The organism is Streptomyces sp. P17 (assembly GCF_032436805.1).
Lineage (GTDB): Bacteria > Actinomycetota > Actinomycetes > Streptomycetales > Streptomycetaceae > Streptomyces.
This window is the reverse complement of the sequence record NZ_JAVRBF010001211.1, coordinates 1-251: the sequence shown is the minus strand read 5'-3', so window position 1 is coordinate 251 and position 251 is coordinate 1. Positions and strand designations below refer to the sequence as shown.

Annotated in this window: 1 protein-coding gene; it reads right to left on the bottom strand. The window is 45.0% G+C overall.

The window, feature by feature from the left end; all coding sequences use genetic code 11:
- A partial coding sequence (locus RMT89_RS44450; protein ID WP_315889439.1) for a hypothetical protein occupies positions 1-195 on the bottom strand: 195 nt, incomplete at its 3' end.
- Positions 196-251 lie beyond the last annotated feature (56 nt).

The following is a 251-nucleotide window of genomic DNA, read 5'->3' as shown; positions in this document are numbered from 1 at the left end:
GTGATGAATACCAAGAGCTATGCTTTTAGGGATACGGCGACCTCTACGGCCAGCACGTACTTCAGAGCCATATTTCTTTGCCGTCTTCTCGGATACAGAACATTCACGAGCTATCATCGAATATGTGTGACCTGTACGTCTCAGACGTTTAATACGTTCGATGATTTCAGCAGGTGTAGTCAGGGCTTTATGCACTGGCGTTATCTCAGTACATTAGGGATGTAATAACATGGGTAAACTGACAACACCTG